This window comes from Burkholderia sp. APQ4-4ca (assembly GCF_057837105.1).
This window is the reverse complement of the sequence record NZ_JBYQCG010000003.1, coordinates 1-6,216: the sequence shown is the minus strand read 5'-3', so window position 1 is coordinate 6,216 and position 6,216 is coordinate 1. Positions and strand designations below refer to the sequence as shown.

The following is a 6,216-nucleotide window of genomic DNA, read 5'->3' as shown; positions in this document are numbered from 1 at the left end:
TGGGCCCCATGGCGAACTGCTGCGAGTGGTTCAAGGTGATCGCGAGACGCGCCTGGACTACGATGCCCGGTTGCGGCTGACTGACATCGAGTTGCCAACGGGTGCACGCTTTCGTCGCAAGATAGACGTGCTGGGCCGGCTGTTGGAGGAGATGTCGCCCGACGGGCATGTGACGCGTTACGACTATGCTGATGGCTCGGCAAATCCGCGTGGTCTGCTGAGCGCGGTTACGCGCCCTGATGGCTCGGTATCGAGGGCACGCTATAACAGCGAGAGCCTGCCCGTCGAGTGGATCGATCCGCTAGGACGTACGATCCAGCGAGCCTACGGTCCATTCGATTTGCTTACGGCGTCGATCGACGCGGCCGGACATGCAACGCGTTTTGAGTACGACCATGCGACCCGGCTGACGAAGGTTATCAATGCGCTGGGAGAGACTTACACGTACCGCTACGACGCGGCCGGGCGTCTCGCGGCCGAAATTGACTGGGGAGGCCGCGCGACCGAATACGAGCGCGATGCCGTTGGTCGCCTGCTGACGAAGACACTGCCCGACGGTGGCCAGTGGCGTTATACATACGATGCTTCCGACCGGCTCATCGAGATCGATGCCGGCGACGTGAAGCTTGCCTACCGCTACGATGCGAGCGGACGATTGGCATCGGCGGAGGTCCAGGGTGAGCACGTTCATGTGACGCGCCTTGCCTATGACAGGAATGGCCGCTTGATCGGCGAAGATCAGCATGGCGAATTGTTGCGGCACGTCTACGACGCCGATGGACAACGACGTCTGCGGATGACACCTAGGCGCGAGACCTCCTATGCGTACGATGTATCCGGGGCTTTGACGCAAGTCGGGGAACTGACGATCCGGCGTGATGCGTTAGGGCGCGAGATCGGCCGTGAAGCGGGAGATTTTGTCGCGCAGCAACAGTACGATGCACTCGGCCGTATACGCCGGCAGATTGCGGGGCCTGCCGTAGCCTTCGATGCCTTGCAAGCCGATCCGGCCCGTGCGCTCGAGCAATTGACGCGGCAGGTCTATCACTACGACGCAGCCGGGCAACTGGAGCGAGTCGACACCGACATAGATACGCTTACGTATCGGCGCGATGCACGTGGCCAGATCGTCACCGCGGAAAGTCTGCTGCAGCCGACTGAGCACTTCCGCTACGACGCTGCGATGAACATTGCTGCTCACGGGCAGCAGGCGCCCGTAGATGCCCACCACTATGGCCGCGGAGGTTTGCCGGAACGGGTCGGCTACGCACGCTATCAGTACGATGCACGTGGCCGAACGATCGAGAAGACGATTGAACAGCCCGGGTTTAGGCCAAAGACGTGGCAATACACGTGGGATGGGCTCAATCGGCTCGTGAAGGTTGCGACGCCCGAACGCGGCGTATGGCTGTATCGCTACGATGCCTTCAACCGCAGGGTCGAAAAGCAGCAACTCGGCGGCCGCGAAACCGTGAAGTTCCTGTGGGACGGGGCGGCGCTAGCAGAACGCTGGATCGAGCAGCGCGATGGCACGACCGGCCAGGTCGTAACGTGGCATATCGAACCCGGCGGTTTCTCGCCGCTTGCGCAGGAGACTGACGACGGCCTCTACCCGATCCTGACCGATCAGGTTGGTCTGCCGAAGGCCGTGTTTGACCAATACGGCAAGCCAGTGTGGAAGGCTGCGTATTCGTTGTGGGGCAAACTGCTGCCGGCACGGCGAGCAGCTAATGACGGCGCGTCAGCAATTGACACAACGCTGCGCTTTCCTGGCCAGTGGGTGGACGACGAGACAGGGCTCAGTTACAACCTGAATCGGTATTATGATCCAGATTCCGGCGCATATCTTAGTCAGGACCCGATCGGCCTGCGGGGCGGCACTCGCATCTACGGATACGTCCCGACTCCGACTGACGAGACTGATCCGTTGGGACTCCAGCGATGTCCGATTCCAGGTATCCGTGAAGGCTTCGCGGAATGGTTTAATAAGCTAACGCCCGACGAGTTCGATACCTACTGGAAGGACTATCGAGGGACGATTGAGGACAGATTGCGTTGGCCTGGCAAAATGCACGAGTGGTTGCCAGTAAGTCGTGCCCCTACCTTTAAGCGTTGGGGGCTCACAGCAGAAGATATCTGGGGAAATCGAACGCCGACGAAATCCACTGGTGGTATCAATCCTGACTGGATGCACGGAAAGAAAGGATCAGGGACAGCGCACGGTGAAATCATTGATATTGTCGATTCATCCATGGACTATGCAACGTACTTACGGCGTTTGCAGAACTGGGGAAATTATCGGCTCACTAATGGCGTCGACGATCTGCCCGCGGGTCTTCGGCCGCCGACGGAGTAAGGAAGAATGGAAAAAGCTAACAAAGTATCAGTCTGGGTCGGGAAGTTCACTGACGACGATGATCTTACGGACTACATCGAGAACGCCTACGACGAGAATGGTGACTCTTTCAATCAGTTTCGAGACGATACCGGAATTGATTGGTTTGACGATGGTTTCCGCGAGGCGGACATGCTGCAACCGGATCTAAGCCTCCGAGAGAATCTTGTGGGATTTTCTTGGGTCGATAGTTTTGCCGACGTGCTGATTCCTGAGCTCGAAGCTATGCGCAGTGCTGACGATAACGGTCTAATCCTACTTTATAACTTTCAGTACGAGAACGCAGAAGGCGTCCGTCCTACCTCCCGCGTGCGGTTCGTCGGGGTGTTTGATTTTCAGAAGTAGGCTTGGTGGTGTAGTTCAAAAGGGGAAGATCGAAGCAAGCAAGATCTACGAGCTCACGGATGCGCATCATGCGATGAAGTACGCCCACGAATATGAATGCGGGAATTGTAGTTTATGGGACTAGTCCGATTCAGGTCGTCACCACTCTAGAGGTGGCTGAAGATTTATTTCGTCAATTGGGTTCGGAAGCAACCAGGGGATTTTTTTTAAAATTCGTCGCTCGAGGTGGAGAGAGAACTATTGATAGTCAAGAAGTGTCTCTCTCTGACCTGAGGGCCAAAATATTGACTGGGAAAGTTTCCGCATTCCAGGTACTCAATGACGAAAAGACGGCTGGTACCCCGGCTATTTCGTTTGGTTACAATGTTCCGGAATTTGCGGGGTTGTCATTTGTCGATGTACAGATCGAGAGGGCGGTGCATGAGATAAATAAAGAAATAGAAAAATTTCTTGAGAACGTTGTGGCTCGCTTGAGTTGCAAATACGCTATTGCGTACGATGCGGAAAACTCATCGATTGCGTATAAATACTCGACTGGAGTGAATCTGGTGAGGATTTTCCCTTTTGAGAATACGTCGCTTTTCACGCGAGAACTCCCTGGTAGGGTGCCGGGTTCGGTGAGTTATGAGCGAGAAAAACTCAGAATGATTTATCCTTTAAATGTACTCAATGATAATCACTTGGAAATCCGCGTCGACGATCTTTCATTGAGGGAGTGGATCATATCTGACTCATCTCGAGGTTTCTTGAGAAGTATTCCAAACAATATGTGGCTCTGGATGGTCGAGGATGCCGACTTGACCGAAGTAAACAACGCTTGCGGAGAGGCAGGAATATTGATCGCCTGGCAAAAGGCATCTGCGAATAAGCCAATGCGTAAATTGCCGTGAGCTTGTTTCCCGAACGGGGCGATCCTTAAGTAAATCGTCTGCTTTAACCTTGGCTCGCGAAGGGGAGTGATTTTTTGTTCTCGATGGCACTGAGTGGATTCAAATTTATATGGTGTCAATTAAAGAAATCGTCGAAATTATACGGGCCGATAGCAAGTGCCAAGTATTGCCCGCGAACGGTAGCCTTCCGCTATTGCCGAGCCCGGACATGGTGTATCCGAGTGAGCTCGTGGAGTTCTACAATCTTTGTGGTGGTATCGTTTTTTTTAGGAGCGGCAAGGAAAATGTATCATTCAAGATATTGTCTGCCAACGAGGTGATGCAGGCCAATATGCTTATTGTCGGTGAGCTGTGCGAGAATGATATTTCCTTTTCTTGGTATGTCATTTGCAAGGCGGACAGTGGAGATTATATAACCATCGACACCTCCAAGAAGAGGAGTGGGAGGTGTTATGACAGTAATTTCGAAGTTCATGGCGTGGCCGGGAGTTGTCCAATCATAGCGCTAAGTTTTTCTGAGTTGCTTTGTGAGCTATATAAAAGTTCTGGAGTAGATGTTTTTTGGAAGACGAAGAATTACGGCGACGCTTACGCATGACGTCAGATCGAAGCACCGATACTCGATGAAGTGCTCGTCGGAGTTGAGGGAAGCATATCTCGAGCGTAACCCGGTGTGGTGAGAGCTTCGCGCTGTCCGCCTGACCCTAAGCGTCGACAGGGTGGCCATTTGAGAGGCCTGCAGGAAAACCGCAAATGCAATTCGACAGATGATCGACCGCGCGTTGTAACGTTGCTGGATTCTCACGTTCAGCACAAGTGGCATCCGTAGACGTGCGCGCTCAAAAGACCTTGCATTGGCTACACAAGTATCGAGCCCGGCACACATCGTCGAGTCCGAACTCGTAGAACTGTTTCAAATCGTCACGTTCGGATCAGTCATGTTCCGAATAGATGGCACAGGCGTCGACATGCTCGCGATTAGTGTCAACATGCGCAATAACCAGAAAAATGACCAAGCCGCTTACCTATACCCAATGGCTAACGTGCGCTCAAATGCACACCAATGATGGTTTAATGGGTGATGTTCAACTGATGGTGATCGTGTGCCCGCAGTGCACGCGAACGGAAGCGCCAGACGCGCCGATCTTCTACGAAGCATCGCTCCCATCGATTCATCAACAAAGGAGGAATTCGAACCATAAAAACGCCGCGGTAAACGAGCGCGGGCCGCAAGTGCTACCAACACTCACGACCCGCTAACCACAGCCAACTTTCAAGGAGTTGCCCATGGCTAAGCCGAATCATAAAGCACGACCACCGAAGACGGAACGTTTCGTCACGATCCAGGAGATGTGGGGTACCCCGAAGACCATGGATCCGAGGCCGGAGACGTTTTATCCGTACATGAAGATTGGTGGAATGTGGCTGATCAACGATGCGTGTTTTGTTCCGGGCCGCAAGGCGCGGATCGAGATTGAGCCGGGGAGGCTGATCATCACGCAGTTGTAAGCGCAACGCCGCGGGATGCGGCCGCGCTGCGCGACGTCGCGCAGCGCGCCGGACAGGGTAGAGCAGCCGTAAGTGGCAGCCACCCCAAACCACGCATTACCAAGTGATATCGCAAGACGACCGCGACGTTCCCGCGCCGCCGGTAGCCGTGCACTTCGTCCCCGATCCGTTGTCGTAGAACGTCCGCGTCTCCGGCTGCGGCACCGACGGATCGAACGGATTCGGTGCCCCGTGCGGACCGCGCGGCGCATCGTACGGCCGCTGTGGCGCATACGAGCCGCTACTTCCAGCCGGTCGTGAGCCGTTAGCGCGCAGGTATTCGTTCCAGTTCTGCTCGCGCTGCTCATACCCGGGCACTGCGCGACCCAAACTATCGCTCCCACCCGCGCCAAGCGCGACACGGTTCGGAGCCGAGACAAAATCGGGTTCGTGTTTAAAAGAAGGCGGCGATGCCACGAGCGCATCACTCGTCTCCCGCAACGGCCGCGTATCGGGCGTATCGAACGGGTTACGTTCGTCGGGCGCAGCGAACTGCACCCGTCGACGACCCACACGCGCCGCACGTCCATCATCCCGAGCAGCCGCACGCCGCTCCGAGCGAAACACATTGGGTAGACGGCGACAATTATCTTGGCCGGTTTGACGACAATTACCTTGGCCGGTGGGGAAACGACGAAGGCGGCGTAGCCGCCGTAGGCGCTTCCCCACCGGCGGCGCCGGACGGATGGGGTTTTAGGATGGCTGATCGTCTTCCAAAAGAAGAACAGCCATGCCCGGAACCTACATTACGGACCAGCAGGTCCGCCTCTATATGAACAAGCGCAAACATCACACCCAAGAAGTCGCAGCGGCCATGGCTGGCATGAGCGTTCGAACGGCGCGTCGAATCGAGCGCGGTGCGCCGCTGCCGTCGCAGAGAGCGTCGAGAACGTGGCGCACCCGATCCGATCCGTTCGCTGACGTCTGGGAGACGGAGGTGGTGCCACTGCTGCGCCATGCACCGCGTCTGAAGGCTGTTACGTTGCTGGCCAAGCTGCAGGAAGCTCACCCCGATCGGTTTCCGGATAGCATGCGTCG

General features: G+C 55.7%; 6 protein-coding genes and 1 pseudogene. 6 read left to right on the top strand and 1 reads right to left on the bottom strand.

Features of this window, described 5'->3' with window-relative positions:
- The 5 genes from AC3IFE_RS00230 to AC3IFE_RS00210 all read left to right on the top strand — a co-directional run.
- On the top strand, window positions 1–2,356 hold a 2,356-nt coding region (locus AC3IFE_RS00230), incomplete at its 5' end, for an RHS repeat-associated core domain-containing protein (RefSeq protein WP_489189212.1).
- A 6-nt stretch (window positions 2,357–2,362) separates the two neighbouring features.
- Window positions 2,363–2,740 carry an immunity 22 family protein gene (locus AC3IFE_RS00225; protein ID WP_489189211.1) on the top strand — a complete coding sequence of 126 codons (378 nt, stop codon included), beginning with the start codon at window positions 2,363–2,365 and terminating at the stop codon, window positions 2,738–2,740.
- Window positions 2,741–2,832: 92 nt separating this feature from the next.
- Window positions 2,833–3,630, top strand: coding sequence for a hypothetical protein (locus AC3IFE_RS00220; RefSeq protein ID WP_489189210.1), 798 nt, complete (start codon window positions 2,833–2,835; stop codon window positions 3,628–3,630).
- Window positions 3,631–3,739: 109 nt separating this feature from the next.
- On the top strand, window positions 3,740–4,228 hold the full coding sequence (locus AC3IFE_RS00215; RefSeq protein ID WP_489189209.1) for an SMI1/KNR4 family protein: 489 nt from the start codon (window positions 3,740–3,742) through the stop codon (window positions 4,226–4,228).
- A gap of 689 nt (window positions 4,229–4,917) precedes the next feature.
- Window positions 4,918–5,139 (top strand): SymE family type I addiction module toxin, encoded by a 222-nt coding sequence (locus AC3IFE_RS00210; RefSeq protein ID WP_034175735.1) that lies wholly within the window; start codon window positions 4,918–4,920, stop codon window positions 5,137–5,139.
- A gap of 96 nt (window positions 5,140–5,235) precedes the next feature.
- Here the strand turns inward: AC3IFE_RS00210 and AC3IFE_RS00205 are convergent.
- A pseudogene (locus AC3IFE_RS00205) lies at window positions 5,236–5,748 on the bottom strand (hypothetical protein); the annotation flags it as partial.
- 160 nt (window positions 5,749–5,908) lie between these two features.
- Here AC3IFE_RS00205 and AC3IFE_RS00200 point away from each other — a divergent pair.
- A partial coding sequence (locus tag AC3IFE_RS00200) for a helix-turn-helix domain-containing protein (RefSeq protein WP_489189208.1) occupies window positions 5,909–6,216 on the top strand: 308 nt, incomplete at its 3' end.

Coding starts and splice junctions, on each gene's coding strand:
- AC3IFE_RS00225 (WP_489189211.1), top strand. CDS start 2,363: ATGGAAAAAGCTAACAAAGTATCAGTCTGGGTCGGGAAGTTCACTGAC.
- AC3IFE_RS00220 (WP_489189210.1), top strand. CDS start 2,833: ATGAATGCGGGAATTGTAGTTTATGGGACTAGTCCGATTCAGGTCGTC.
- AC3IFE_RS00215 (WP_489189209.1), top strand. CDS start 3,740: ATGGTGTCAATTAAAGAAATCGTCGAAATTATACGGGCCGATAGCAAG.
- AC3IFE_RS00210 (WP_034175735.1), top strand. CDS start 4,918: ATGGCTAAGCCGAATCATAAAGCACGACCACCGAAGACGGAACGTTTC.